This window comes from Streptomyces sp. NPDC051315 (assembly GCF_044455165.1).
Taxonomy (GTDB): domain Bacteria; phylum Actinomycetota; class Actinomycetes; order Streptomycetales; family Streptomycetaceae; genus Streptomyces.
This window is the reverse complement of the sequence record NZ_JBITEN010000001.1, coordinates 75,555-101,986: the sequence shown is the minus strand read 5'-3', so window position 1 is coordinate 101,986 and position 26,432 is coordinate 75,555. Positions and strand designations below refer to the sequence as shown.

The window sequence follows — 26,432 nt, the reverse complement described above, 5'->3', positions numbered from 1 at the left end:
GGCGGGTTCGGGGCTCCACGCCCCGTGCGCACCGCAGTGACCAGGTGCGGTGGTCGAGGCAATAGGGTGGAGGGCGCCTGAAGCCTTCCCACCTCCCGCTGGCCGGGACCGGGGAGGCGCCCCGTTCGCTCCGCCGTGCCAGAGGCGGTGCCGCGCCGAGGAGTCAACTGCCGTGTCGGACCCGATGCGCCCCCGCGCCTCCCTCCGTACCGCCGTGGTCTGGGAGGTCCTCCAGGACGCCCTCGACCGCCGGGTCAAGGCCACGGGTCGTGAGTCGCTGGACGTCCTCGACACCGGGGGCGGCAGCGGCAACTTCGCGGTGCCCGTCGCCCGCCTCGGGCACCGGGTCACCGTCGTCGACCCCAGCCCCAACGCGCTGTTCGCCCTGGAGCGCCGGGCCGCCGAGGCCGGCGTCGCCGACCGCGTGCAGGGCGTCCAGGGGGACGCCCACGGCCTCTTCGACGTCGTCGAGCCCGGCGGCTACGACGCCGTGCTGTGCCACGGCGTCCTCGAGTACGTCGACGACCCGTCCGAAGGCGTCCGCAACGCGGTGGCCGCGCTGCGCCCCGAAGGCGTCCTGAGCCTGCTCGCCGCCGGCCTCGGCGGAGCGGTGCTCGCCCGCGCCCTCGCCGGCCACTTCAAGGAGGCCCGCCAGGCCCTCACCGACCCGGACGGCCGCTGGGGCGAGGGCGACCCCGTGCCCCACCGCTTCACCGCCGAGCAGCTCACCACGCTGGTCGAGCAGGCCGGCCTGCGGGTCGCCGCCGTGCACGGCGTACGCGTCTTCGCCGACCTCGTCCCCGGGGTGCTCGTGGACACCGAGCCCGGCGCCCTGGACGCCCTGCTGAAGCTCGAGGAGGCGGCGGCCGAACTGCCCGCCTTCCACTCCGTCGCCACCCAGATCCATGTGCTCGGTGAGACCGGAGGAGCCGACGGGGCCTGAGCCGCCTCCCGGGGCGCGCCGCTGATCAGCGACTTGACTGCACATGGAGTACGCCACAGGCCCTCCGTTCGGGCGTTGTGCGCCGTATGATCGAGGGAGACCGCCCGGCATGACGGGTCGGCCGCTGGGGAATGGAGAAGTCAGCGGACCGGCACGCCCATGACGGGCTCCGGTTGGCCAATTGGCGTAGAGGGGCGGGTTTCACGGGGGCGATTCCCTGCCTATCCTGAAGGGACCCCCCGGGTCGCCCCGGCGACTGCACGATGAGGAGGACTCCGTGCCGCTCTCGGAGCACGAGCAGCGCATGCTCGAGCAGATGGAGCGAGCGCTGTACGCCGAAGATCCCAAGTTCGCGTCGGCGCTTGAGGGAAGCGGGCTGCGTACGTACACCCGGCGGCGGGTCTACCAGGCAGTCGCGGGCTTCCTCGTGGGTATCGCGCTCCTCATGGCCGGTATGGTCGCCAAGCAGGTCTGGCTCAGCGTGGTGGGCTTCCTCGTCATGCTGGGGTGCGCGGTTCTCGCCGTGACCGGCTGGCGCAAGGCCCCCAAGCCGGGTGAACAGCCGGCGGGTGCCCCGCACGCTCGTGGTCAGGGACGGCCGAAGCGCTCCATGATGGACCGTATCGAACAGCGCTGGCAGCGCCGCCGTGACGAACAGGGTGGCCACGGCCACTGACCTCGTCACCGGCACCTGACAGACTCGTACACCGACGTTCGTGAGGGGGTGGCCACCCGGCCGGGTGGCCACCCCCTCACGTATGCGCTCGTGCCGCCGGGCCTGCCCGCCCGCACCCGCGCGGCGCCACCCCGCGCGGGTGCGGCTCCGCCCCGCACAGCAGACAGCGTTCGGCCCCCGTCCCGGGGAGTGATCCCCGGGACGGGGGCCGAACGCCGTGCTCCCGTCCTGTCGGCCGGCTGCTCAGCCGCCCTCGTGCCCCGACGGCGACGGGCGGCGCGCCAGCGTCATCAGCCGGGCCCTCCAGGCCGCCTTCACGGCCGTCCAGCGGTCGGTCAGGTCCCAGACCGCACGGACGGCCGAACGCGGTGCGACGACCGCCCGCAGCCGGGTGCGCCGGCTGACCCGCTCCCGCAGGGCCACCCGCACCCTGCGCACATCGTCCGCCAGGCCCGCCTCGGGCCGCGGCTGCGGGGCGTACAGCACCTGCTCCACGGCACCGGCCACGCGGTGCACCGAGCGGGCCACCGCCTCGTCCAGCTCACCGAGCCGCACGATCCGCTCCGCCGCCCGCCGGGGCGTCAGCGCGTCGTCCGGGGCGATGCCGTAGTCCCAGGCCGTGTCGGTGAGCTCGCGCCAGACCGCCAGGACATGCAGGACGACCGCCTCCGCGGCCTCGTGCGACGGCACGTCCAGCAGCACCACCGGACCCGCGTCGACGTCCGGCTGCCCGCCACCGTCCTCACGCGGTCCCGGGCTCGCCCCGGGCGCCGCGGACTGGGCGTGCCGGCCCCACGCCAGCCGCACCGAGCGCCGTCTCAGCCGCCACAGCATCGGCAGCAGCGGCAGGAGCAGCGCCGCCGCCCCCAGCAGCGACCACCCGGCGATCCTGTACCACGGTGTGCCACCGCCGCCCTGCTCCCCCTGGTCCAGTGGAAGCGCGCTGCTGCAGCCGTCGAGCTTCTTGTCGTCCGCCGAGCAGCTCGTGCTCGCCGACGGCTCGGCCGACGGCGCCGCGTCCGCCGAACGCGTGGCCTCGGGCAGCTCCGGCACGGTGATGCCCGAGGTGTCCGGGAGGGTGTACGTGGGGGTCGTGCCCCGGGTCGGGGTCGGCTCGAAGCGGGTCCAGCCCACTCCCTCGAAGTACAGCTCCGGCCAGGCATGGGCATCCTTCAGGCCCACCGCCACCGAACCGTTCGCCTGCGGCGAGCCGGGTGCGAAGCCCACCGCGACCCGGGCCGGTATGCCCAGCGTGCGGGCCATCGCCGCCATCGCGAACGAGAAGTGGACGCAGAAGCCCTGCTTGTCCCGCAGGAAGCGGGCTATCGCGTCGGAGCCGCTGCCGACCTCGACCTCGGTGTCGTACTCGAAGCCACCCGTCACCGCGAAGTAGTCCTGGAGCTTGACCGCCCGCTCGTAGTCGTTCGTCGAGCCCTCGCTCACCTCGCGGGCGGTGCGCGCCACCACCGCCGGCAGGGAGTCCGGCACCTCGGTGTACTCCCGCCGCAGCGAGTCGGGCGCCTCCGTGGCCGCGGCCAGCTGCCGAGCCGTGGGCCGCACCTCGAGGCTGTCGACCTCGTACGTCTCGCCGCGCGTGGTCTGGTCGTGGTCGCCGACCAGGGTCATGCCGACCGGCTCGTACCGCCAGTTGCCGCTGACCTCGACACGGCTCGGCGGGTACGGCATCGGCAGCCAGTCCTGGGCGTACCAGTCGGCGGCCGAGACACGGGTCGTGATCTTCGAGCGCTGCACGTCCGGGCGCAGGCCGGGAGGTGTGGGCAGCTCGTCCGGCACGGCGATGATGTTCCGCTTCGACGGCTTCCACGTGGTGCCGTCGAAGTCGTCCAGCGAGACGATCCGCAGATACAGGTCCGAGAGGTCGCCGGAGCTGGTGCGCAGGGTCAGGACCGTGCGGTCCTCGTCCACGTTCAGGCTGTCGCGCAGGGAGACCAGCGGGTTGACCGCGGAGATCGTGCCACCGCTGCCGGTGCCCGCGCCCACCCCGGTGCCGGCGCCGTCCAGCAGGCCGCCGTCGATCGAGGGCAGCGGCAGCAGCGGCACCACCAGGGCCACGCCCAGGGCGACCGCGCCGATGCGCCGTCCGGTGCGGACCGGGGCCACCGGGCCGGTCGGCCCGCCCGGTGCGCGCGGCGCGCCGCCGAAGACACGGCCCCACTGCGAGAGCCGCTCCCGGCCCTCGGCGAGGAGCAGCATCAGATACCCGGCGGCGGCGACCAGGAACCACAGCCAGTCGGCCGCCCCGTCCGACAGGCCCGCGGCGATCGAGTACAGCGCGAGCAGCGGCAGGCCGGCCGGGGCCGCGTTGCGGAAGGTCACCGCGAGGGTGTCCACCGCCAGGCCGATCACCAGCACACCGCCGACCACCATCAGCCGGATGCCGTCGGAGAGCGGGGCCGGGATCGCGTACCGCCCGACGTCGTCCGCGCCGGCCCGGAGCAGGCCGGCGAAGTGCTGGAAGGCCTCCGGGCCGGGGACCAGCCCGGCGAGGGCGTGCTCGCGGGCGAAGACCAGGGTGAGCAGCACCAGCGTGGCCAGGGTCTGGGCCAGCGCGGTCAGCGGCCGGGCCAGCGGAACCCGCCGGGCCGCCGCGCCCACCCCGGACTGGACCGCCAGCAGGAACGCCGCCTGGAGGATCCAGGTCGCCGGATCGACCAGGGGCAGCAGGGCGCACGAGGCCATCAGCGTGGCCGCCGCCGAGCACAGCGTGAGTCGCGCCCGCCCGCTCATGATCCCGCCTCCCCCGCGCTCGTCCCGCCCGCCGTCACCACGCCGGAGCGCTCCCGGTCCGCCTGGCGCCACAGCTCGGTCAGCGGAGCGCCCCGCGGCACGCTCAGGGCCGTCCAGCCCGCCTCGCGCAGCATCCGCAGCCGCTCCTCCGTCCTGTTCATCGGATCGGACACGTCGTTCGGTTCACGCCCCCGGCTGTCACCGTCCACCAGGAACGCGACGGCGCCCCCGCTGCGCTGGCGCATCTTCGCGGCCACCGCGGCCTGCTCCTCGTCGAGGTCGCCGAGGAAGGCCACCAGCAGCCCCTCGTTGCCCCCGCGCAGCACGTCGTAGGCCCGCGACAGGCCGGTGCCGTCGGAGTGGTCGATCACCGCGAGGGTGTCCATCATCAGCCCGGCCGCGTCCGCCGACTCCTGGTTCGCCCCGGCGAAGCCGTCGGCGCCCTCACCGGGCACCGAGTTGCCCGTGTCGGTCAGCAGCCGCACGGAGAAACCCCGCTCCAGCATGTGCACCAGCACGGAGGCGGCGGCCGAGACCGCCCATTCGAAGGCCGAGTCGGGGCCCGCGCCCCGGAAGGCCAGGCCGCGGGTGTCCAGGAGCACCGTGCAGCGCGAGCGCTGGGGCTGCTCCTCGCGGCGCACCATCAGCTCGCCGTAGCGGGCCGTGGAGCGCCAGTGCACGCGGCGCAGGTCGTCGCCGTAGCGGTAGCCGCGCGGGATCACGTCGTCCTCGCCGGCCAGCGCCAGCGAACGCTGTCGTCCGTCGCCGTACCCCTTGGCCTCGCCGGTCAGCCGGACCGGCGGCAGCGGCTCCACGCGCGGGATGACCGTCAGCGTGTCGTACGTGGAGAAGGAGCGGGTCAGCTCGCACATGCCGAACGGGTCGTTCAGCCGGAGCTGGAGCGGGCCCAGCGGGTAGCGGCCGCGCAGGTCGGAGTGGACCCGGTAGGACACCTCGCGGCGGCCGCCCGCCTCCACCCGGTCCAGGACGAAGCGGGGACGCGGGCCGAGCACGTACGGCACCCGGTCCTGGAGCATCAGCAGGCCCGTGGGCAGCCGGGAGACGTTGTCCATGCGCAGGTGGACGCGGGCCTCGCTGCCGGCGGGCACGCGCGCGGGGGAGAGCCGGCGGCTGCCGGCGACCCGGTAGCGGGTGCGGTAGACGACGGCCGCGCACACCAGGGGGAGCGCGGCCAGCAGCAGTCCGACGCGCAGCAGGTCGGGCTGTCCGAGGACGTACGCGCAGATCGCGGCCGCGATGCCGGCGGCCAGGAAGGAGCGGCCACGGGTGGTGAGGCCGGCCAGGGCGGTGCGTACGCCGCCCTTGTCACCGCGGCCCGTGTCCGCCTGCCCGCCGGCCCCGGAGGTCATCACAGCCTCCGCGGCGGCTGCTGGCCGAAGACCTGCGTACCGTCACCCAGGCCGTAGGCGCGCTGCTGCCGGGGGGTCGCGGGCACCGGCGTGCGCTGGAGGATCTCCTCGACGACCTGCTCCGAGGTACGGCGGTTGAGCTGGGCCTGTGCGGTGGGCAGCAGCCGGTGGGCCAGGACGGCCACGGCGAGGTTCTGCACGTCGTCCGGGAGCGCGTAGTCCCGGCCGCCGAGGGCGGCGGACGCCTTCGCGGCGCGCAGCAGATGCAGCGTCGCGCGCGGGGAGGCGCCGAGTCTGAGGTCGGGGTGGGTGCGTGTGGCGGCGACCAGGTCGACCGCGTACCGGCGGACCGCCTCGGCGACGTGGACTCCGCGGACGGCGTCGACCAGCTTGACTATCTCGTGCGCGTGCGCCACCGGCTGGAGGTCGTCCAGGGGGTTCACCCCGCCGTGGACGTCGAGCATCTGCAGCTCGGCCTCGGGGCTGGGGTAGCCGATGGAGACACGGGCCATGAAGCGGTCGCGCTGGGCCTCGGGCAGCGGGTAGGTGCCCTCCATCTCGACCGGGTTCTGCGTGGCCACCACCATGAAGGGACTGGGCAGCTCGTAGGACTGCCCGTCGATGGTGACCTGGCGCTCCTCCATGGACTCCAGCAGCGCGGACTGCGTCTTGGGCGAGGCGCGGTTGATCTCGTCGCCGATCACGATCTGCGCGAAGATCGCTCCCGGCTTGAACTCGAAGTCACGGCGCTGCTGGTCCCAGATCGACACACCGGTGATGTCCGACGGCAGCAGGTCGGGCGTGAACTGGATGCGCCGCACCGAACAGTCGATGGACCGCGCCAGCGCCTTCGCCAGCATCGTCTTGCCGACGCCGGGGACATCCTCGATCAGGAGATGCCCCTCGGCGAGCAGCACGGTCAGCGAAAGCCGAACGACCTCGGGCTTGCCCTCGATCACTCCTTCCACCGAACTGCGGACACGCTCCACAGTGGCGGTCAGATCTGTGAGGCTCGCTCGATCGTCATAGGTCGTCACCCGGCCCTCCTCGGCCCGTTCATCCGGGCCGGCGCTCTGCAGTGCGGACGGCCCACCCCGAAACACGGACACCACGCGAGGAAAGTTCCGCGTGACGCCACTCCCGCATTCTTGCCGCCGTTACCGATTCGTGTCACTCGCCTGTGGACAACTGACAGCGATATGTCAGGTCTTAAGACGGTTACCCCGCGTCGATCTCGCGCAACAGGCCCGTCTTCACGTCGAAGACGAAACCGCGCACGTCGTCGGTGTGCAGCAGGAACGGTGAGGTCCGCACCCGCTGCATCGACTGCCGTACGTCCTGGTCGACGTCGCGGAACGCCTCCACTGCCCAGGCGGGACGCTGGCCGACCTCCATCTCCAGATCGGTACGGAAATCCTCGGTGATCGTCTCAAGGCCACAGCCGGTGTGGTGGATGAGGACGACGCTGCGCGTGCCCAGCTTGCGCTGGCTGATGGTGAGGGAACGGATCACGTCGTCGGTGACCACCCCGCCCGCGTTGCGGATCGTGTGGCAGTCGCCGAGTTCCAGGCCGAGCGCGGCGTGCAGGTCGAGACGCGCGTCCATGCAGGCCACGACCGCCACGCGCAGGACGGGGCGGGCGTCCATGCCCGGATCCGTGAACGTGGCGGCGTATCGCTGGTTCGCCTCGACGAGCCGGTCGGTCACGGTGCCGGCCTTCATGGCGTCTTCGGAGTCGGTGGGTACGGATGTGGAAGTCGTCATAACCATGACATTACTGGTCACCGGCGTCGCGGTCCTGTTGTGAGATGGGAAAAAGAGCGTCATCACGTCGCGCTTGTGAGGTAAGCCACAGGAGGGAGAGCGGGCCGTCCAACGGGTGAATTCCGCAGGTTTCCCGCTTCGTGCCCGCGCGGGACCGCGACGCGCAGGCCGGTTGATTGACCGCGAGACAGGGTGGACTAAAGTGGCGCGAAGCGGGAGGCGCCGATCTTCCTGCTGGACTGAATTCCCCGTGAGACCCCGGCGCGGCAGCCGGAGATCTCCCCGCGTGCGCGGCGCGTACGTACGGCTCGGCCTCTCCCGCTCCGGTCGGCTGACGCTTCCGGCGCCGGCGGCCCTCCCCGTTCGCCGGGGACACCCCCGGCGTCAGCCGGGACAGGGCGGGGACCCGGCGGTGCGGACGTAGCCCGCCGGATCTGAGAGGGCCCCTTGAGCCAGAGTCGACACGTCCCGGTGATGCTCCAGCGGTGCCTGGACCTGTTGGCCCCCGCCCTCCAGCGGCCCGGAGCGGTCGTCGTCGACTGCACCCTCGGCCTCGGCGGGCACAGCGAGGCCCTGCTCACCCGGTTCCCCGAGGCCCGGCTCGTCGCCCTCGACCGCGACACCGAGGCCCTGCGCCTGTCCGGCGAGCGCCTCGCGCCGTACAAGGACCGCGCCACCCTGGTGCACGCCGTGTACGACGAACTCCCCGAGGTGCTGCGGCGTCTCGGCGTCCCGCGCGTGCAGGGCGTCCTGTTCGACCTGGGCGTCTCCTCCATGCAACTCGACGAGGCGGAGCGCGGGTTCGCCTACGCCCAGGACGCCCCGCTGGACATGCGCATGGACCAGACGGCCGGCATCAGCGCCGCCGAGGTCCTCAACACCTACCCGCCGGGCGAACTGGTGCGCATCCTGCGGGCGTACGGCGAGGAGAAGCAGGCCAAGCGGATCGTCTCCGCGATCGTGCGCGAGCGGGAGAAGGAGCCGTTCACCCACAGCGCCCGGCTCGTCGACCTCATCCGCAGCGCGCTGCCGCAGGCCGCCAAGCGGACCGGCGGGAACCCGGCCAAGCGCACCTTCCAGGCCCTGCGCATCGAGGTCAACGGTGAACTCGCCGTCCTGGAGCGGGCGATCCCGGCCGCGGTCAAGGCGCTCGACGTGGGTGGGCGGATCGCCGTGCTGTCGTACCACTCGCTGGAGGACCGGCTGGTCAAGCAGGTGTTCGCGGCCGGCGCCACCTCCACCGCCCCGCCGGGGCTGCCGGTCGTCCCCGAGCGTTACCAGCCGCGGCTCAAGCTGCTCACCCGCGGTGCCGAACTTCCCACCGAGGAAGAGATCGCCGAGAACCGGCGGGCCGCTCCGGCGCGGTTGCGCGGGGCCGAGCGCATCAGGGAGGACGTCGAGTGAGGGGCGTGAGGCGGGCGCGCCGGGGGACACCCCGGCCCAGTGGGTTCGTGACCGCGACCCGGGGGAGGGCGAGTGAGTAGGAAACCCGAACTGAAGGGGAGGGCCGCCCGGCTCGCGCGTCTGTTCCCGGCGGGCCCGCGCCAGGCCGCCCGCACCCCGTTCGTCCTCCTCGTCGTCCTCCTCCTCGGCGGCGGCCTGATCGGCCTGCTCGTGCTGAACTCGGCGCTCAGCGAAGGCTCCTTCAAGAAGGACGACCTCCAGAGGGAGACCAAGAACCTCACCGACGAGGAGCAGGCGCTCCAGCGGGACATCGACTCCTACTCGGCCCCGGATGCCCTCCAGCGCCGCGCCCGCGAACTCGGCATGGTCCCCGGGGGCGACCCGGCCTTCCTCGACCCCGACGGCACCGTGAAGGGCGTCCCCTCGGCCGCCGCCCGGCGGTCCGCGGACACCTCCGTGGCCGTACGGCCGCCCGAGGCCATGGCGACCGAGCTGCCCCCGGCGACACCCGTCCCGAGCGCCTCCCCGGCCGACCCGTACCCGACGGCGACCGTCCCGGGCGCCGCCCCGACGGCAGCCGGCCCGACCGCAGCCCTCCCCACGACTCCCGGCAGGTGACGGAAGTGTCCGACAGGCAACCGCCGCGCCGTCGCGTGCCCGGCCCCGCCCGGCCCTCCCGCCCCGCGGCCGCCCAGCGGCGCCCGGGCCCCGGCGCCCGTCCGGCCCGGCGTCCGTCCGCGCCCCGCCCCGCGGCCCCCCGCGTCATCCGGCTCGGCAGCCCCCGCCCCCGGCTGCGCATGGTCGGCCTCGCGCTGACCCTGGTCCTGGCCGCCTTCGTCGTCCGCCTGCTCCAGGTCCAGGCCGTCGACGCGAGCACGTACGCCGCCAAGGCCGAGGAGAACCGGTACGTCGGCCAGATCCTGGCCGCCGAGCGCGGCGAGATCACCGACCGCACCGGCGTGGCCCTCGCGACCAGCGAGGACGCCTACGACATCACGGCCGACCCGACGATGTTCGCGCCCGGGCAGCTGAAGATCGACGACGGTCCCGAGCAGGCGGCCGCCCTCCTCGCGCCGATCCTCGGCCAGGAGCAGGCCGACCTCGTCGGGAAGCTGCGCCCGGAGGACCCGAACACGCGCTACGTGAAGCTGGCCAGCCGGCAGACCCCGCAGGTCTGGAAGCAGATCAAGGACCTGAAGTCCGCGCTCGCCACCAAGTCCGGGACGGACCGCACCACGGTCAACGTCCTCGCCGGCGTCTTCTCCGTCCCCAGCAGCAAGCGCGTGTACCCCAACGGTGACATCGCCGCCGGGATACTGGGCTGGGTCAACGCCGAGGGCAAGGGCGGCGGCGGCATCGAGCAGCAGCTGAACTCGACGCTGACCGGCAAGGACGGCAAGATCCGCTACGCCCAGTCCGGCGGCCGCCAGGTGCCCACCGCGGGCTTCACCGAGACGCCCGCCGTGCCCGGCTCCGACGTCGAGCTGACGATCGACCGCGACATCCAGTGGGCCGCGCAGAACGCCATCACCGAGCAGGTGGAGAAGTCCAGGGCGGACCGCGGCTACGTCATCGTCCAGGACACCCGCACCGGCGAGATCCTCGCCATGGCCAACTCACCCGGCTTCGACCCGAACAACCTGGCGGACGCGGACCCCGCGGCGCTGGGCAACGCGGCCCTCCAGGACGCCTACGAGCCCGGCTCCACCGCCAAGGTCATGTCGATGGCCGCCGTCCTGGAGGAGAACGTCGCCACACCGCTGACGCACGTCACCGTGCCCAACCGGCTGCACCGCGGCGACCGGCTCTTCCAGGACGACATCGACCATCCGACCTGGTACCTCACGCTCAACGGCGTGCTCGCCAAGTCCAGCAACATCGGCACCATCCTGGCGACCGGCCAGCTCGGCAAGACCCAGTCCGAGGCCAACCAGGTCCTCTACTCCTACCTGCGCAAGTTCGGCATCGGCAGCTCCACCGGGCTCGGCTTCCCCGGCGAGACCAAGGGCATCCTCGCCCCGCCCGCCACGTGGTCCACCTCGCAGCAGTACACGATTCCTTTCGGCCAAGGTGTGTCCGTCAACGCGCTCCAGGCGGCCTCCGTCTACTCGACGATCGCCAACGGCGGCGTCCGCGTCGAGCCGACCCTGGTGCGCGGCACCGAGGGGCCGGACGGACGCTTCACACCGGCGCCGGCCCCCCAGAAGACCCGCGTGGTCAGCCAGAAGACGGCCAAGACCCTCGCCCAGATGCTGGAGTCGGTCGTGGACGACGAGGAGGGCACCGGCACCAAGGCGCGCATCCCCGGCTACCGCGTGGCGGGCAAGACGGGTACCGCGAACCGCGTGGATCCGGCCACCGGCAAGTACAACGGCTACACCTCCTCGTTCGCCGGGTTCGCGCCCGCCGACAACCCCCGCGTCACCGTCTACTGCGCGATCCAGAACGCCACCAAGGGCAGCTACTTCGGCGGCCAGATCTGCGGCCCCATCTTCAAGCAGGTGATGGAGTTCGCCCTGAAGACCCTCCAGGTCCCCCCGACCGGGGCGAAGGCCGCGAACCTCCCGGTCTCCTTCACCCCCTGAGCCACCAGCCCGCCCGTGTTCAGCGCCGAACCAGCCAGGAAACCAGCCCGTGACCATGATCACCCCCGATCCCGGGAACCACGCCCCGCCAGGGTCCCCGCCCCGGCCCTCGCTTCGCCCCCGGGCCGCTGTGCCCGGTACGCTCACCGCCGTGCCACACGCTGATCAGTCCCACATCACCCAGAAGGGCGCTTCCGTGACATATCCGGGACCGCCGCGACCGGTTCAGGTCTCCGCCGCACCCCTCGCGGAGCTCGCCGATCAGCTGGGTGCCGCCGCGCCGGAAGGAGCCGCCGAGGTCACGGGCATCACCCACGACTCGCGTGCCGTCCGCCCCGGCGACCTGTACGCCGCCCTCCCGGGCGCCCGCCTGCACGGCGCCGACTTCGTCACCCAGGCCGCGGGCCTGGGGGCGGTCGCCGTCCTGACCGACCCGACCGGCGCCGAGCGCGCCGCCGCGACCGGCCTGCCGGTCCTGGTCGTCGACGACCCGCGCGCGCGGATGGGCGAACTGGCGGCCACGATCTACGGCCACCCCGGCCGCGACCTGCTGCAGATCGGCATCACCGGCACCTCCGGCAAGACCACGACCGCGTACCTCGTCGAGGGCGGCCTGAAGACCACCCGCAGCACGGGCCTCATCGGCACCGTCGAGATGCGCATCGGCGACGAGCGCATCAAGTCCGAGCGCACCACCCCCGAGGCCACCGACCTCCAGGCCCTCTTCGCCGTCATGCGCGAACGCGGCGTCGAGGCGGTCGCCATGGAGGTCTCCAGCCACGCCCTGGTCCTCGGCCGGGTCGACGGCTGCGTCTTCGACATCGCCGTCTTCAACAACCTCAGCCCGGAACACATGGAGTTCCACTCCGACATGGAGGACTACTTCCGGGCCAAGGCGCAGCTCTTCACGCGCAAACGCAGCAGGCTCGGCGTGGTCAACCGCGACGACGAGTACGGCCGACGGCTGGTCCGTGAGGCCGAGGTCCCGGTCGTCACCTTCTCCGCCGAGGGCCACCCCGACGCCGACTGGCGCGCGGTCGACGTCCAGGTCGGTCCGATGGACTCCACGTTCACCGTGGTCGGCCCCCAGGGCGAGCGCGTCGCGGCCAAGTCGCCGCTGCCGGGTCCGTTCAACGTGGCCAACACCCTCGCCGCGATCGTGGCCCTCGCCGTGGCCGGCCTCGACCCGCAGGCCGCCGCCGACGGTGTCGCCGCCGTACCGGGCGTGCCGGGCCGGCTGGAGCGGGTGGACGCCGGGCAGCCCTACCTCGCCGTGGTCGACTACGCGCACAAGACGGACGCCGTCGAGTCGGTGCTCAAGGCGCTGCGCAAGGTCACCAAGGGCCGGCTGCACGTGGTGCTCGGCTGCGGCGGCGACCGCGACACCACCAAGCGCGCGCCGATGGGCGCCGCCGTGGCGCGGCTCGCCGACACCGCCGTACTGACCTCCGACAACCCCCGCTCCGAGGACCCCCTCGCCATCCTCGCGACCATGCTCCAGGGCGCCGCGTCCGTGCCGGCCCACGAGCGCGGCGAGGTCCAGCTCTTCGAGGACCGGGCCGCCGCGATCGCCGCCGCCGTCGGCCGCGCGCAGCCCGGGGACACCGTGCTGGTCGCGGGCAAGGGCCACGAGCAGGGCCAGGACATCGCCGGTGTGGTCCGTCCCTTCGACGACCGCCAGGTGCTTCGCGAAGCTATCCAGAAGACCCAGGGATGAACTTGTGATCGCCCTCTCCCTCGCCGAGATCGCAGCAGTCGTCGGCGGGCAGACGCACGACATACCGGATCCGACCGCGCAGGTCACCGGGCCGGTCGTCCGGGACTCCCGCGAGGTGGAGCCCGGCAGCCTCTTCGTCGCCTTCGCCGGCGAGCGCGTCGACGGCCACGACTTCGCACAGGCGGTCGTGGAGGCGGGCGCGGCGGCCGTACTGGGGTCGCGCCCCGTCGGCGTGCCCGCGATCGTCGTGGACGACGTCCAGGCGGCGCTGGGCGCCCTCGCCCGGCACGTCGTGCGCAAGCTCGGCGCGACCCTCGTCGCCCTCACCGGCTCGGCCGGCAAGACCAGCACCAAGGACCTCATCGCCCAGGTGCTCCGGCGCAAGGCGCCGACGGTGTGGACGCCCGGCTCGCTCAACAACGAGATCGGACTGCCGCTGACCGCCCTGTCCGCCACCGAGGAGACGAAGTTCCTCGTGCTGGAGATGGGCGCCCGCGGCATCGGCCACATCCGCTACCTCACCGAGCTGACGCCCCCGAGGATCGGTCTCGTCCTCAACGTCGGCTCCGCCCACATCGGCGAGTTCGGCGGCCGCGAGCAGATCGCGCAGGCGAAGGGCGAGCTGGTCGAGTCCCTCCCCCCGGCGGCCGAGGGCGGCGTCGCCGTCCTCAACGCCGACGACCCCCTGGTGCGGGCCATGTCCTCCCGTACGACGGCGAAGGTGCTCCTTTTCGGAGAGTCCGACGAAGCGGACGTACGCGCCGAGAACGTGAGACTCACGGACAGCGGACAGCCCTCCTTCAGGCTTCGCACACCCTCCGGTGCAAGCGATGTGACCATGCGCCTGTACGGTGAGCACCACGTGTCGAACGCGCTCGCCGCGGCCGCCGTCGCCCATGAGCTGGGCATGTCCGCGGAAGAGATCGCCACCGCGCTCTCCGAGGCGGGCTCCCTCTCCCGCTGGCGGATGGAGGTCACCGAGCGCCCGGACGGCGTGACGATCGTCAACGACGCCTACAACGCGAACCCCGAGTCCATGCGAGCCGCCCTGCGCGCGCTCGCGGCGATGGGCAAGGGGCGGCGGACCTGGGCGGTGCTCGGCAAGATGGCCGAGCTCGGGGACGAGGCGCTCGCCGAGCACGACGCGGTCGGACGGCTCGCCGTCCGGCTCAACGTCAGCAAGCTCGTCGCGGTCGGGGGCAGGGAAGCCGCCTGGCTGCAACTGGGCGCATATAACGAGGGTTCGTGGGGTGAGGAGTCGGTGCACGTGTCCGACGCACAGGCGGCGGTCGACCTGTTGCGCAGCGAGTTGCGCCCGGGAGACGTCGTACTCGTGAAGGCGTCCCGTTCGGTCGGCCTCGAGAGCGTCGCGAAGGCGCTGCTCGCGACCGGTGCCGAGGGTGAGGTCGCCGCCCGATGATGAAGCAGATCCTGTTCTCGGGCGTCATTGGTCTCTTCCTGACCTTGGTCGGCACCCCGCTGCTGATCAAGCTGCTCGCGCGCAAGGGATACGGCCAGTACATCCGCGACGACGGCCCGCGCGAGCACGCCAGCAAGCGCGGTACGCCGACGATGGGCGGTATCGCCTTCATCCTGGCGACGGTGGCCGCCTACTTCCTGTCCAAGCTGATCACCGGCTACACCCCGACCTACTCGGGTCTGCTGGTGCTGGGCCTCATGGTCGGCATGGGCCTGGTCGGCTTCCTCGACGACTACATCAAGATCGTCAAGCGGCGTTCGCTGGGTCTGCGGGCCAAGGCGAAGATGGCGGGCCAGCTGATCGTGGGCATCGCCTTCGCGGTGCTCTCCCTGCAGTTCGCCGACGCCCGTGACATCACCCCGGCCTCCACCAAGCTGTCGTTCATCACGGACTTCGGCTGGACGATCGGCCCGGTGCTGTTCGTCGTCTGGGCGCTGTTCATGATCCTCGCCATGTCGAACGGCGTGAACCTGACGGACGGTCTGGACGGTCTCGCCACCGGCGCCTCCGTGCTCGTCTTCGGCGCCTACACCTTCATCGGCGTCTGGCAGTTCCAGGAGTCCTGCGCCAACGGTGAGACGCTGACCAACCCCAACGCCTGTTACGAGGTGCGCGACCCGCTGGACCTCGCGGTCGTCGCCTCCGCGCTGATGGGTGCCTGCCTGGGCTTCCTGTGGTGGAACACCTCGCCGGCCAAGATCTTCATGGGTGACACCGGTTCGCTGGCGCTCGGCGGTGTGCTCGCGGGTCTCGCGATCTGCTCCCGCACCGAGCTGCTGCTGGCCATCCTGGGCGGCCTGTTCGTCCTCATCACCATGTCGGTGGTCATCCAGGTCGGCTCGTTCCGCCTGACCGGCAAGCGCGTCTTCCGCATGGCGCCACTCCAGCACCACTTCGAACTCAAGGGCTGGTCCGAGGTCCTTGTCGTGGTCCGCTTCTGGATCATCCAGGGCATCTGCGTCATCGTCGGACTGGGTCTCTTCTACGCGGGATGGGCAGCAGAAAAGTGACCGACTGGCAGGGGAAGAACGTCACCGTCGCCGGGCTCGGCGTCTCCGGCATCCCGGCGGCCAAGGTCCTGCACGGGCTCGGCGCGCGGGTCACCGTCGTCAACGACGGCGACGACGCACGCGCGCGTGCCCAGGCGGCCGGACTGGAGGCGCTCGGCATCACCGTGCGCCTCGGTGACGGGGCGACCCTGCCCGAGGGCACCGAGCTGATCGTCACCGCGCCCGGCTGGAAGCCGGACAAGCCGCTGTTCGCGGCCGCTCACGCGGCGGGCGTACCGGTCTGGGGCGACGTCGAGCTCGCCTGGCGCCTCAGGGGCCCCGACGCGGCCCCCTGGCTCGCCGTCACCGGCACCAACGGCAAGACCACCACCGTCCAGATGCTCGCCTCCATCCTCGAGGCGGCCGGTCTGCGCACGGCGGCCGTCGGCAACATCGGCGTCTCGCTGCTGGACGCGGTCCTCGGCGAGGAGCGGTACGACGTCCTCGCCGTGGAGCTCTCCAGCTACCAGCTGCACTGGGCGCCCTCCGTGCGCGCCCACTCGGCCGTCGTGCTCAACCTGGCGCCGGACCACCTCGACTGGCACGGCTCCATGGAGGCGTACGCCAAGGACAAGGGCCGCGTCTACGAGGGCAACCGGGTCGCCTGCGTCTACAACGTCGCCGACAAGGCCACCGAGGACCTGGTGCGCGAGGCGGACGTCGAGGAGGGCTGCCGGGCCGTCGGGTTCACCCTCGGCACGCCCGGCCCGTCCCAACTCGGCGTCGTCGACGGCATCCTGGTCGACCGCGCCTTCGTCGAGAACCGGCAGAAGAACGCCCAGGAGCTCGCCGAGGTCTCCGACGTCAACCCGCCCGCCCCGCACAACATCGCCAACGCCCTCGCCGCGGCGGCCCTCGCGCGTGCCTTCGGGGTGCCCGCCAAGGCCGTACGGGACGGCCTGCGGGCCTTCACCCCGGACGCCCACCGCATCGCCCACGTGGCGGACCTGGACGGCGTCACGTACGTCGACGACTCCAAGGCCACCAACACCCACGCCGCTGAAGCCTCGTTGGCCGCCTACGAGTCGATCGTGTGGATCGCGGGCGGACTCGCGAAGGGCGCCACCTTCGACGAGCTGGTCGCCAGGTCCGGGAAGCGACTTCGCGGGGCCGTCCTCATCGGTGCTGATCGGGCGCTGATCCGGGACGCCCTTGCGCGACACGCCCCGGAAGTACCCGTCGTCGACCTCGACCGGACCGACACTGGGGCGATGCTCCAGGCCGTCCAGGAGGCCCGGCGGCTCGCCCGGCCCGGCGACACGGTGCTGCTGGCCCCGGCCTGCGCCTCCATGGACATGTTCGCCAACTACAACCAGCGCGGTGACGCGTTCGCGGAAGCCGTTCGCGAACTCGGCGCCTGACCCGGCCGCCTGCCGGGCGGACCTTGGGAGGGACGCGTGGGACCGTCGAGGTCGACGTTCAGCACCGGAGCCGGCGATGCCCGGTAGCAGTACCGGCCGGCCGCCCGTCCAGCGGACGGTCCGGCGTCCGGCCGCCTCCCGGCCGATGCGCGAGAACGCCGTGCTACGGCTCTACACGCGTGCCCGCAAGGCCTGGGACCGGCCGCTGACCGCCTACTACCTGATCCTCGGCGGCAGCCTGCTGATCACCGTGCTGGGCCTGGTGATGGTCTACTCGGCCTCGCAGATCACCGCGCTGCAGATGTCGCTGCCGGGGTCGTTCTTCTTCCGCAAGCAGTTCCTGGCGGCCGTGATCGGCGGGGTGCTGCTGCTGGTCGCCTCGCGGATGCCGGTGAGGCTGCACCGGGCGCTGGCCTACCCGATCCTCGCCGGCGCCGTCTGTCTGATGGCCCTGGTGCAGGTGCCCGGGATAGGGATGGCCGTCAACGGCAACCAGAACTGGATCTCGCTCGGCGGCTCCTTCCAGATCCAGCCCAGCGAGTTCGGCAAGCTCGCGCTGGTGCTGTGGGGCGCCGACCTGCTCGCCCGCAAGCAGGACAAGAAGCTGCTGGCCCAGTGGAAGCACATGCTGGTGCCGCTCGTACCGGTGGCCTTCATGCTGCTCGGGCTGATCATGCTCGGCGGCGACATGGGTACGGCGATCATCCTCACGGCGATCCTGTTCGGCCTGCTGTGGCTGGCGGGCGCGCCCACCCGCCTCTTCGTCGGCGTGCTCTCGGTCGCGGCCGCGATCGGCGTGGTACTCATCAAGACCAGCCCGAACCGGATGGCCCGCCTCCAGTGCATCGGCGCCACCGACCCCGGCCCGGGTGACGCCTGCTGGCAGGCCGTGCACGGGATCTACGCCCTCGCCTCCGGCGGGATCTTCGGTTCAGGGCTCGGCGCGAGTGTGGAGAAATGGGGGCAACTCCCCGAAGCGCACACCGACTTCATCTTCGCCGTCACCGGTGAGGAACTGGGCCTCGCGGGGACGCTGTCGGTGCTCGCCCTGTTCGCGGCTCTAGGCTATGCGGGTATCCGCGTGGCCGGACGCACGGAGGACCCCTTCGTGAGGTACGCCGCGGGAGGTGTGACCACCTGGATCACGGCCCAGGCCGTGATCAACATGGGTGCGGTGCTCGGCCTGCTGCCGATCGCCGGAGTCCCCCTCCCGCTGTTCTCCTACGGGGGCTCCGCCCTGCTGCCGACCATGTTCGCCATCGGGCTGCTGATCGCCTTCGCGCGCGACGAGCCCGCTGCGCGGGCGGCGCTTGCGATGCGGCACCCCCGCTTTGGTAGAAAGCGGGGGGCTGGGGGCTCTGCTTCCCGGAGAGAGCCCCGGAGATGGAACACGATGCGACGACGTGCCTCAGCGGCGCGCTCGTCCGGAGAGCGGTGAATTTCGGTGCATGTCGTACTCGCTGGTGGAGGGACCGCCGGCCACATCGAGCCCGCGCTCGCCCTCGCGGACGCCCTGCGCAGGCAGGACCCGACCGTGGGAATCACGGCCCTGGGCACCGAGCGCGGCCTGGAGACCACGCTCGTTCCCCAGCGGGGCTACGAGCTCGCGCTCATTCCGGCGGTGCCGCTGCCGCGCAAGCCCACGCCCGAGCTGATCACCGTCCCGGGTCGGCTGCGCGGCACGATCAAGGCGACCGAGCAGATCCTGGAGCGCACCAAGGCCGACGTCGTCGTCGGCTTCGGCGGCTACGTGGCCCTGCCCGGTTATCTCGCCGCCAAGCGCCTGGGCGTGCCGATCGTCATCCACGAGGCCAACGCCCGCCCCGGCCTGGCCAACAAGATCGGCTCCCGGTACGCCGCCCAGGTCGCCGTCTCCACCCCGGACAGCAAGCTCCGCAACGCGCGTTACATCGGCATCCCGCTGCGCCGCTCCATCGCCACCCTGGACCGAGCCGCCGCGCGCCCCGAGGCCCGTGCGATGTTCGGCCTCGACCCGAACCTGCCGACGCTGCTGGTCTCCGGCGGTTCGCAGGGCGCCCGCCGCCTCAACGAGGTGGTCCAGCAGGTCGCTCCCTGGCTCCAGCAGGCCGGAATCCAGATCCTGCACGCGGTCGGTCCCAAGAACGAACTGCCGCAGGTCCAGCAGATGCCGGGAATGCCCCCGTACATCCCGGTACCGTACGTGGACCGGATGGACCTCGCGTACGCCGCGGCCGACATGATGCTCTGCCGCGCGGGCGCGATGACCGTCGCCGAACTCTCCGCCGTCGGACTCCCGGCCGCCTACGTCCCGCTGCCCATCGGCAACGGCGAACAGCGGCTGAACGCCCAGCCGGTGGTCAAGGCCGGCGGCGGTCTCCTGGTCGACGACGCGGAACTGACCCCGGAGTGGGTCCGGGAGAACGTCCTGCCCGTGCTCGCCGACCCGCACCGGCTGTACGAGATGTCCCGCGCCGCCGGTGAGTTCGGCCGCCGGGACGCGGACGACCTGCTCGTCCGCATGGTGTACGAGGCGATCGCCTCGCGCTGACGCCAGTAACGCATCGGCGAGTGAGCCGAAGGGACGCGTCGGTGTCGAGAGGCCGGGTGCGCGCAGGCCCGAGGGGCTGAGCGCGACCGGGCGCTCGACACCGCCACGCGGCGGCAGCCGCACCGGTGGCATCGCGTCCCGGAGGCGAACGAGCCACGAAAGGAGCGCGCGTGGCCGGACCCACCACCGCCGAGCGCGGTGCACGCCTGCAGGAGTCGTCCGGCCCGCCCCTCGCCCGGAGGCTGGGCCCACGCCGACTTCGTACGATCATCATTCTCGCGCTGGCGATCGTCCTCCTCGGGGTGGGCACCCTCTGGGTGCTGTACGGCTCTCAGTGGCTGCGCGTGGAACGCGTCTCCGTCTCCGGCACGCGGGTTCTGACGCCTCAACAGGTGCGGGAGGTCGCCGACGTCCCCGTGGGGTCACCGCTGGTGTCCGTCGACACCGACGCGATCGAGTCGCGTCTGCGCTCGGAGCTGCCCCGCATCGACTCGGTCGACGTCATCCGTTCCTGGCCCGACGGAATCGGCCTGAAAGTGACGGAGCGCAAGCCGGTCCTGCTGATCCAGAAGGGGCGGAGATTCGTGGAAGTGGACGACGGCGGCGTCCGTTTCGCAACGGTCTCCGCGGCTCCTCGGGGCGTTCCGCTCCTCGCGCTGGAGACCGCCTCCTCGAGTTCGGCCTCCGCGAGCCTGCGCCGCTTCGGCGCGGACCGGCTGGTGCGCGAGGCGGTGAAGGTCGCCGGCGCCCTCCCGGCCCCCGTCGCGCGGGACACCCGGGTCGTCAAGGTCCGGTCCTACGACGACATCACGCTGGAGTTGAGCGGCGGCCGAACGGTCGCCTGGGGGAGTGCCGAGAAGGGCGCCGCGAAGGCCCGTACCATCACCGCTCTGATGAAAGCCTCCCCGGATGCACGGCACTTCGACGTCAGCGCTCCCACCGCCCCTGCGTCATCGGGGAGTTGACGCACATCCGCGCAGGCCAGCACCCTGGTTGGGCAGCGACATGGCTGATCACATAGGGTGAAAAGAAAAACGGGAGGTTCGGCGTGTTCGTTGAACGGGCGCCACTTGTCGACTTAGTGTCCTGTTCAGAAGACTCCAAGGAACAGACACACTGGTAACCCTAAACTTCAGGGTTAGGGTTCGGGTCGGCGAAACGGACCGTCCCATTCGGCATCAGTCGCCGGATCGCGGATCACCGCGAGACGACGACACGTAACTCGAGGCGAGAGGCCTTCGACGTGGCAGCACCGCAGAACTACCTCGCAGTCATCAAAGTCATCGGTGTCGGCGGCGGTGGTGTCAATGCCATCAACCGGATGATCGAGGTCGGTCTCAAGGGCGTCGAGTTCATCGCCATCAACACCGACGCGCAGGCGCTGTTGATGAGCGACGCCGACGTCAAGCTCGACGTCGGCCGCGAACTCACCCGCGGACTCGGCGCCGGAGCCAACCCGGCCGTCGGCCGCAAGGCCGCCGAGGACCACCGCGAGGAGATCGAGGAGGTCCTCAAGGGGGCCGACATGGTCTTCGTGACGGCCGGTGAAGGCGGCGGCACCGGCACCGGCGGCGCGCCCGTCGTGGCCAACATCGCACGCTCCCTGGGCGCCCTCACCATCGGCGTGGTCACGCGCCCGTTCACCTTCGAGGGACGGCGCCGCGCGAACCAGGCCGAGGACGGCATCGCCGAGCTCCGCGAAGAGGTCGACACCCTCATCGTCATCCCCAACGACCGGCTGCTGTCCATCTCCGACCGCCAGGTCTCCGTCCTGGACGCCTTCAAGTCGGCCGACCAGGTCCTCCTCTCCGGTGTCCAGGGCATCACCGACCTGATCACCACCCCCGGTCTCATCAACCTCGACTTCGCCGACGTCAAGTCGGTCATGTCCGAGGCCGGCTCGGCCCTCATGGGCATCGGCTCGGCCCGCGGCGACGACCGCGCGGTGGCCGCCGCCGAGATGGCGATCTCCTCGCCCCTGCTCGAGGCCTCCATCGACGGCGCCCGCGGTGTGCTGCTCTCCATCTCCGGCGGCTCCGACCTCGGCCTGTTCGAGATCAACGAGGCCGCCCAGCTGGTCAGCGAGGCCGCCCACCCCGAGGCCAACATCATCTTCGGCGCGGTCATCGACGACGCCCTCGGCGACGAGGTCCGCGTCACCGTGATCGCGGCCGGCTTCGACGGCGGTCAGCCGCCCGCCCGCCGGGACAACGTCCTCGGTTCGACCTCGTCCTCGCCCCGCCGCGAGGAGCCGGCCCCGGCACGGCCGGCCGAGAGCCGCCCGACCTTCGGCTCGCTCGGCAGCGTCACGCCGAAGGAGGAGCCGGAGCCGGCGCCAGAGCCGGTGGCCGAGATCCCGGTCGCCCCGCCGGTGCCGCCGTCGCGGACCTACTCGGACAGCGCGGCCGAGGAACTGGACGTGCCGGACTTCCTGAAGTGATAGGGCAGCGCGGACACGTGAGCGGCGCGCACTTCGCCTTCACCGACCGGTGGGGCGGGGTGAGCGCCGCTCCGTATGAGGAGCTCAACCTCGGCGGCGCGGTCGGCGACGACCCCGAGGCCGTACGGACCAACCGCGAACTGGCCGCGAAGTCGCTCGGCCTCGATCCCGCCCGCGTCGTCTGGATGAACCAGGTGCACGGCACGGACGTGGCCGAGGTGGACGGGCCGTGGGGCGAGCGTCCCGTGCCCGAGGTCGACGCGATCGTCACGGCCCGGCGCGGTCTCGCCCTCGCCGTCCTGACCGCCGACTGCACGCCCGTCCTGCTCGCCGACCCCGTCGCCGGGATCGCCGCCGCGGCCCACGCCGGCCGGCCCGGCATGGTCGCCGGGGTCGTCCCGGCCGCCGTACGGGCGATGGTCGAGCTCGGAGCCGAACCGGCGCGGATCGTCGCCCGCACCGGACCCGCCGTCTGCGGCCGGTGCTACGAGGTGCCGGAGGCGATGCGCGCCGAGGTGGCCGCCGTCGAGCCGGCGGCGTACGCCGAGACGAGTTGGGGCACGCCGGCGGTCGACGTCACCGCCGGGGTGCACGCGCAGCTCGAGCGCCTCGGGGTGCGCGACCGGGAGCTGTCGCCGGTGTGCACCCGGGAGTCGCAGGACCACTTCTCGTACCGCCGCGACCGCGCCACGGGGCGACTCGCGGGATATGTCTGGCTGGACTGATGGGGCATGACGGACCGTAAGGGCGAACTCGCCGGAAATCTGGCGAAGGTGGAGGAGCGCATCACCGCCGCGTGTGTGGCGGCCGGGCGCAAGCGGGAGGAGGTGACCCTGATCGTGGTCACCAAGACCTACCCGGCGAGCGATGTGCGGATCCTGTCGGAACTCGGTGTGCGCCACGTCGCCGAGAACCGTGACCAGGACGCGGCGCCGAAGGCAGCGGCTTGCTCGGATCTGCCTCTTTCCTGGCATTTCGTGGGTCAGTTGCAGACCAACAAAGTGCGTTCCGTGGTCGGTTACGCGGATGTCGTGCAGTCGGTCGACCGTTCCAGGCTGGTGACGGCCCTGTCGAAGGAGGCGGTACGGGCCGGGCGCGAGCTGGGATGCCTGATCCAGGTGGCGCTCGACGCCGGCGAGAGCGCGCGGGGGGAGCGGGGCGGTGTCGCACCCGGCGGCATCGAGGAGTTGGCCGATCTCGTCGCGCGGTCCCCGGGTCTCCGGCTTGACGGACTGATGACCGTCGCACCCCTGACCGGGGAGTACGCGGGGCGCCAACGGGCGGCCTTCGATCGGTTGATGGATTTGTCGACTGACCTGCGCCGAGCCCATCCGGCTGCGAACATGGTCTCCGCAGGGATGAGTGCGGACCTCGAGGAGGCCGTGGCGGCCGGGGCGACACATGTGCGCGTCGGCACTGCGGTACTCGGAGTCCGCCCCAGGCTCGGGTAACGTCGCCAGGAAGTCGGACCACAGCAGAAAATATGGTCATTACCGTCGCTAGGCGGGCGTAAGGACCACGTGGATCGCGGGACTTGGCAGTCGTCAGCCGATCCACCACAGAGCGGAGGACTCAGAGAATGGCCGGCGCGATGCGCAAGATGGCGGTCTACCTCGGCCTCGTGGAGGACGATGGGTACGACGGCCGGGGTTTCGACCCCGATGACGACTTCGAACCCGAGCTCGACCCGGAGCCCGAACGTGACCACCGGCGGCACGAGCCGTCACATCAGGCACACGGCGCACATCAGTCCCAAAGGGACGAAGAGGTGCGTATCGTGCAGCCGCCCGCGCCGCGCGAACCGGTGGCCCGATCCACTTCGCTCGCCGCGGAATCCGGGCGCCCGGCGCGTATCGCGCCCGTGGCGTCCATCACACAAGAACGTCAGTCCCTGGAGAAGAACGCACCGGTGATCATGCCCAAGGTCGTGTCGGAACGAGAGCCGTACCGGATCACCACGCTCCACCCCCGGACCTACAACGAGGCCCGTACCATCGGGGAACACTTCCGTGAGGGCACCCCGGTGATCATGAATCTGACTGAGATGGATGACACAGACGCGAAGCGACTTGTCGACTTTGCGGCCGGTTTGGTGTTTGGTCTTCACGGCAGCATCGAGCGGGTGACGCAGAAGGTGTTCCTGTTGTCGCCTGCTAACGTCGATGTCACGGCGGAGGACAAGGCCCGCATCGCAGAGGGCGGGTTCTTCAACCAGAGCTGAGACGCACGACCGGAACTGCAGTACAGAGAGAGCACGTAGCAGGGGAGAGGGAAGCACCGAACATGAGCGTGGTCCTTGATGTCGTCTACATCGCGCTGATGGTCTTCCTCATCGTGCTCATCTTCCGGTTGGTCATGGACTACGTCTTCCAGTTCGCCCGCTCATGGCAGCCCGGCAAGGCGATGGTGGTCGTTCTGGAGGCCACCTACACTGTCACCGATCCACCGCTCAAGCTTCTGCGGCGGGTCATCCCGCCGCTGCGTCTCGGGGGCGTGGCGCTCGACCTGTCCTTCTTCGTACTGATGATCATCGTCTACATCCTGATCTCGATCGTGAGCCGGCTGTGAGCGATGTGAACTACCGTCTTGCCGAATGCCGACGACTACGTTGAGGTGAAGAGATGCCGTTGACCCCCGAGGACGTGCGGAACAAGCAGTTCACGACCGTCCGCCTCCGAGAAGGCTATGACGAGGACGAGGTCGATGCCTTCCTCGACGAGGTCGAAGCCGAGCTGACCCGACTGCTCCGCGAGAACGAGGACCTGCGCGCCAAACTGGCCGCGGCCACGCGTGCCGCTGCCCAGAACCAGCAGAACATGCGCAAGCCTCCGGAGCCCCAGGACCAGCAGCAGCAGGGTATGCCGCCGCAGCAGCAGGGCATGCCCCAGCAGGGCATGCGAGGCCCGGGCGCCCCGGTGCCCGCCGGCATATCGGGCCCGCCGCAGCAGCAGATGGGTGGCCCCATGGGTGGTCCGCCCCAGCTGCCGAGCGGTGCCCCGCAGCTGCCTGCCGGCCCCGGCGGCCAGGGTCCGCAGGGCCCCGGTCCGATGGGGCAGGGTCCCATGGGGCAGGGTCCGATGGGTGGTCAGCATGGTCAGCCCCCCATGCAGCAGCAGATGGGTGGCCCGATGGGCGGCCCCATGGGCGGTCCGATGGGCGGCCCCGGTCAGGGTCCCGGTGGCGACAGCGCCGCGCGTGTCCTCTCGCTGGCCCAGCAGACCGCCGACCAGGCGATCGCCGAGGCCCGTTCCGAGGCCAACAAGATCGTCGGTGAGGCGCGTTCGCGCGCCGAGGGTCTCGAGCGTGACGCCCGTGCCAAGGCCGACGCCCTGGAGCGGGACGCGCAGGAGAAGCACCGCGTCGCGATGGGCTCCCTGGAGTCCGCCCGCGCCACGCTGGAGCGCAAGGTCGAGGACCTGCGCGGCTTCGAGCGCGAGTACCGCACGCGCCTGAAGTCCTACCTGGAGTCGCAGCTGCGCCAGCTGGAGACCCAGGCCGACGACTCCCTCGCCCCGCCGCGCACCCCGGCCACGGCCTCCCTCCCGCCGTCCCCGGCGCCCTCCATGGCCCCGGCCGGCGCGAGCGCCCCGTCCTACGGCGGCAACCAGGGCATGGGCGCGCCGAGCCCGGCTGCTCCGTCCTACGGCGGTCAGCAGCAGATGTCCCCGGCGATGACCCAGCCGATGGCTCCGGTGCGGCCGCAGGGCCCGTCGCCGATGGGTCAGGCCCCCTCGCCGATGCGCGGCTTCCTCATCGACGAGGACGACAACTGACGGCCAGTAGTACGCCTTAGGCGTCGGCAGCGTTCAAAGGGCGGGGCCCCGGATTCCGATCCGGGGCCCCGCCCTTTTTACACGCGTTGACACCCGCCCACGCCCGGGCGGGGACGGCCGACGGGAGGGTTACGACGTGAGGAGGCACGCGGGGGTTCTGCACGGCGGGGGCCGCGTGGCGGGTCGGTTGACCGACACGGGAGCGCGCCGGCGTGAGAGGGGGCGCGGGGAGTTGCGCGGCGGTCCACCGGCGGCCCGCGGCCGAAGGTGGCGCCGGTGAGCGGGTGGCAGCGGGGTGGGTTGTTCGACGGGCCGACGGGAGTGGGCCGGCGTAGGAAGGGGCGCGGGGAACTGCGCGGCGGGCCACCGGCGGCCCGCAGCCGAACGGACCGGCCGGCCCGCGCCCGCCGCCCTCGCGCCCGGGGCCCTCGCGCCCGTGGCCTCCGCCGCGAACGGATCGGCTCGGCCCGAATCCGGGGCGACGAACGACGCGGGGGGGGGGGGGGGGGGGGGGGGGGGGGGGGGGGGGGGGGGGGGGGGGGGGGGGGGGGGGGGGGGGGGGCGGGAGGGCGGGGCAGGGAGGGGGCGAGGC

General features: G+C 71.9%; 22 protein-coding genes. 18 read left to right on the top strand and 4 right to left on the bottom strand.

From position 1 onward, the window contains the following. Nucleotides 1–172 precede the first annotated feature (172 nt). Together ACIBBD_RS00450 and ACIBBD_RS00445 are read left to right on the top strand one after the other, a co-directional pair. Nucleotides 173–943 carry a methyltransferase gene (locus ACIBBD_RS00450; RefSeq protein WP_399417015.1) on the top strand — a complete coding sequence of 257 codons (771 nt, stop codon included), beginning with the start codon at nt 173–175 and terminating at the stop codon, nt 941–943. Nucleotides 944–1,220: 277 nt separating this feature from the next. Next, a complete protein-coding gene (locus tag ACIBBD_RS00445) occupies nt 1,221–1,619 on the top strand; it encodes a DUF3040 domain-containing protein (protein ID WP_365461182.1) in 399 nt (132 codons plus the stop codon). A gap of 243 nt (nt 1,620–1,862) precedes the next feature. On the opposite strand, the gene ACIBBD_RS00440 is transcribed toward ACIBBD_RS00445, so the two are convergent. The 4 genes from ACIBBD_RS00440 to ACIBBD_RS00425 form a co-directional block, all read right to left on the bottom strand. Next, nucleotides 1,863–4,367, bottom strand: coding sequence for a DUF3488 and DUF4129 domain-containing transglutaminase family protein (locus ACIBBD_RS00440; RefSeq protein WP_399417014.1), 2,505 nt, complete (start codon nt 4,365–4,367; stop codon nt 1,863–1,865). Continuing rightward, on the bottom strand, nt 4,364–5,737 hold the full coding sequence (locus tag ACIBBD_RS00435) for a DUF58 domain-containing protein (RefSeq protein WP_399417013.1): 1,374 nt from the start codon (nt 5,735–5,737) through the stop codon (nt 4,364–4,366). Before ACIBBD_RS00435 ends, ACIBBD_RS00440 begins: the two co-directional genes overlap by 4 nt. Beyond that, the gene (locus tag ACIBBD_RS00430) at nt 5,737–6,774 is read right to left on the bottom strand and encodes an AAA family ATPase (protein WP_399417012.1); all 1,038 of its coding nucleotides are present in this window, start codon (nt 6,772–6,774) and stop codon (nt 5,737–5,739) included. The genes ACIBBD_RS00435 and ACIBBD_RS00430 overlap by 1 nt, the downstream gene beginning before the upstream one ends. A gap of 181 nt (nt 6,775–6,955) precedes the next feature. Then, on the bottom strand, nt 6,956–7,564 hold the full coding sequence (locus ACIBBD_RS00425) for a beta-class carbonic anhydrase (protein ID WP_399417011.1): 609 nt from the start codon (nt 7,562–7,564) through the stop codon (nt 6,956–6,958). A gap of 384 nt (nt 7,565–7,948) precedes the next feature. On the opposite strand from ACIBBD_RS00425, the gene rsmH reads away from it, so the two are divergent. The 16 genes from rsmH (at nt 7,949) to ACIBBD_RS00345 (ending at nt 25,840) form a co-directional block, all read left to right on the top strand. Beyond that, entirely contained in the window at nt 7,949–8,905 is a 957-nt protein-coding gene (rsmH, locus tag ACIBBD_RS00420; RefSeq protein ID WP_399417010.1) for a 16S rRNA (cytosine(1402)-N(4))-methyltransferase RsmH, read from the top strand. 72 nt (nt 8,906–8,977) lie between these two features. After that, nucleotides 8,978–9,523, top strand: coding sequence for a septum formation initiator family protein (locus ACIBBD_RS00415; protein ID WP_399417009.1), 546 nt, complete (start codon nt 8,978–8,980; stop codon nt 9,521–9,523). Nucleotides 9,524–9,528: 5 nt separating this feature from the next. After that, on the top strand, nt 9,529–11,490 hold the full coding sequence (locus ACIBBD_RS00410; protein ID WP_399417008.1) for a penicillin-binding transpeptidase domain-containing protein: 1,962 nt from the start codon (nt 9,529–9,531) through the stop codon (nt 11,488–11,490). Nucleotides 11,491–11,686: 196 nt separating this feature from the next. Continuing rightward, entirely contained in the window at nt 11,687–13,207 is a 1,521-nt protein-coding gene (locus tag ACIBBD_RS00405) for a UDP-N-acetylmuramoyl-L-alanyl-D-glutamate--2,6-diaminopimelate ligase (protein WP_399417561.1), read from the top strand. A 4-nt stretch (nt 13,208–13,211) separates the two neighbouring features. After that, nucleotides 13,212–14,627, top strand: a complete 1,416-nt coding sequence (gene murF, locus ACIBBD_RS00400; protein WP_399417007.1) for a UDP-N-acetylmuramoyl-tripeptide--D-alanyl-D-alanine ligase — start codon at nt 13,212–13,214, stop codon at nt 14,625–14,627. Then, nucleotides 14,624–15,697, top strand: a complete 1,074-nt coding sequence (gene mraY, locus ACIBBD_RS00395; RefSeq protein ID WP_399417006.1) for a phospho-N-acetylmuramoyl-pentapeptide-transferase — start codon at nt 14,624–14,626, stop codon at nt 15,695–15,697. The genes murF and mraY overlap by 4 nt, the downstream gene beginning before the upstream one ends. Then, a complete protein-coding gene (gene murD / locus ACIBBD_RS00390; protein ID WP_399417005.1) occupies nt 15,679–17,097 on the top strand; it encodes a UDP-N-acetylmuramoyl-L-alanine--D-glutamate ligase in 1,419 nt (472 codons plus the stop codon). Before mraY ends, murD begins: the two co-directional genes overlap by 19 nt. 76 nt (nt 17,098–17,173) lie before the next feature. Next, complete coding sequence (gene ftsW / locus ACIBBD_RS00385) at nt 17,174–18,535, top strand: putative lipid II flippase FtsW (protein ID WP_399417004.1); 1,362 nt, start codon at nt 17,174–17,176, stop codon at nt 18,533–18,535. Between the two features lie 6 nt (nt 18,536–18,541). Then, the gene (gene murG / locus ACIBBD_RS00380; protein WP_399417003.1) at nt 18,542–19,627 is read left to right on the top strand and encodes an undecaprenyldiphospho-muramoylpentapeptide beta-N-acetylglucosaminyltransferase; all 1,086 of its coding nucleotides are present in this window, start codon (nt 18,542–18,544) and stop codon (nt 19,625–19,627) included. A 170-nt stretch (nt 19,628–19,797) separates the two neighbouring features. After that, on the top strand, nt 19,798–20,592 hold the full coding sequence (locus ACIBBD_RS00375; protein ID WP_399417002.1) for a cell division protein FtsQ/DivIB: 795 nt from the start codon (nt 19,798–19,800) through the stop codon (nt 20,590–20,592). A gap of 278 nt (nt 20,593–20,870) precedes the next feature. After that, the gene (ftsZ, locus tag ACIBBD_RS00370; RefSeq protein WP_399417001.1) at nt 20,871–22,067 is read left to right on the top strand and encodes a cell division protein FtsZ; all 1,197 of its coding nucleotides are present in this window, start codon (nt 20,871–20,873) and stop codon (nt 22,065–22,067) included. Further along, on the top strand, nt 22,064–22,792 hold the full coding sequence (gene pgeF / locus ACIBBD_RS00365) for a peptidoglycan editing factor PgeF (protein WP_399417000.1): 729 nt from the start codon (nt 22,064–22,066) through the stop codon (nt 22,790–22,792). The genes ftsZ and pgeF overlap by 4 nt, the downstream gene beginning before the upstream one ends. A gap of 6 nt (nt 22,793–22,798) precedes the next feature. Further along, complete coding sequence (locus ACIBBD_RS00360; RefSeq protein WP_399416999.1) at nt 22,799–23,518, top strand: YggS family pyridoxal phosphate-dependent enzyme; 720 nt, start codon at nt 22,799–22,801, stop codon at nt 23,516–23,518. 128 nt (nt 23,519–23,646) lie between these two features. Further along, nucleotides 23,647–24,288, top strand: coding sequence for a cell division protein SepF (locus ACIBBD_RS00355; RefSeq protein WP_399416998.1), 642 nt, complete (start codon nt 23,647–23,649; stop codon nt 24,286–24,288). Between the two features lie 62 nt (nt 24,289–24,350). Continuing rightward, nucleotides 24,351–24,635, top strand: a complete 285-nt coding sequence (locus tag ACIBBD_RS00350) for a YggT family protein (protein ID WP_020129925.1) — start codon at nt 24,351–24,353, stop codon at nt 24,633–24,635. 53 nt (nt 24,636–24,688) lie between these two features. Next, a complete protein-coding gene (locus ACIBBD_RS00345; RefSeq protein WP_399416997.1) occupies nt 24,689–25,840 on the top strand; it encodes a DivIVA domain-containing protein in 1,152 nt (383 codons plus the stop codon). The last annotated feature ends 592 nt before the right edge of the window (nt 25,841–26,432 follow it).

Coding starts and splice junctions, on each gene's coding strand:
- ACIBBD_RS00355 (WP_399416998.1), top strand. CDS start 23,647: ATGGCCGGCGCGATGCGCAAGATGGCGGTCTACCTCGGCCTCGTGGAG.
- ACIBBD_RS00350 (WP_020129925.1), top strand. CDS start 24,351: ATGAGCGTGGTCCTTGATGTCGTCTACATCGCGCTGATGGTCTTCCTC.
- ftsW (WP_399417004.1), top strand. CDS start 17,174: ATGCCCGGTAGCAGTACCGGCCGGCCGCCCGTCCAGCGGACGGTCCGG.
- ACIBBD_RS00360 (WP_399416999.1), top strand. CDS start 22,799: ATGACGGACCGTAAGGGCGAACTCGCCGGAAATCTGGCGAAGGTGGAG.
- ACIBBD_RS00425 (WP_399417011.1), bottom strand. CDS start 7,564: ATGACGCTCTTTTTCCCATCTCACAACAGGACCGCGACGCCGGTGACC.
- murD (WP_399417005.1), top strand. CDS start 15,679: ATGGGCAGCAGAAAAGTGACCGACTGGCAGGGGAAGAACGTCACCGTC.
- mraY (WP_399417006.1), top strand. CDS start 14,624: ATGATGAAGCAGATCCTGTTCTCGGGCGTCATTGGTCTCTTCCTGACC.
- ACIBBD_RS00435 (WP_399417013.1), bottom strand. CDS start 5,737: ATGACCTCCGGGGCCGGCGGGCAGGCGGACACGGGCCGCGGTGACAAG.
- ACIBBD_RS00440 (WP_399417014.1), bottom strand. CDS start 4,367: ATGAGCGGGCGGGCGCGACTCACGCTGTGCTCGGCGGCGGCCACGCTG.
- ACIBBD_RS00345 (WP_399416997.1), top strand. CDS start 24,689: ATGCCGTTGACCCCCGAGGACGTGCGGAACAAGCAGTTCACGACCGTC.